Genomic DNA, 502 nt, shown 5'->3' with positions numbered 1-502 from the left:
ATGTAACAGTGTGGAAGTATTGACCAATTCATTCGGGACAGTTATTAGTGGTAAACAAGTTTAATAATTCGGATTGCTAAGTACTTGATTCGCCATTTATTCGTCATCAATGGATCCTTTACCTGCAAGCGCCCAGAGCTCTGTACCCAGGTTTTCCCCTCTTTCACAGAGCGGCGAGCCAAATAACAAACGGGTAAAGCCAGGTTGATGTGCGAAGGCAAATTTAAGTTCCGGCAGTCTTACGCAATAAGGCGCTAAGGAGACCTTAAATGGCTGATACAAAAGCAAAACTCACCCTCAACGGGGACACAGCTGTTGAACTGGATGTGCTGAAAGGCACGCTGGGTCAAGATGTTATTGATATCCGTACTCTCGGGTCAAAAGGTGTGTTCACCTGTGACCCTGGCTGCGCGTCTTCCGCATCCTGCGAATCTCAGAGTCGGTTTGTGGGGGGTGTGGACGGGCGTGGGCGGGGGCGCGGTGTGCGGCTCGCGGAGCGGGG

General features: G+C 51.0%; 1 protein-coding gene and 1 pseudogene. Both read left to right on the top strand.

Annotated elements, in window-relative coordinates:
* A partial coding sequence (locus AC5O77_RS22760; protein WP_494507300.1) for a hypothetical protein occupies nucleotides 1-64 on the top strand: 64 nt, incomplete at its 5' end.
* 205 nt (nucleotides 65-269) lie between these two features.
* Nucleotides 270-502 (top strand): annotated as a pseudogene (locus AC5O77_RS22755) (hypothetical protein); the annotation flags it as partial.

The sequence above is a fragment of the Stenotrophomonas sp. INTA L402-1 genome (genome assembly GCF_059295135.1).
Note: the sequence above shows the minus strand (reverse complement) of the source record. Positions and strands in the feature narration are given on the sequence as shown.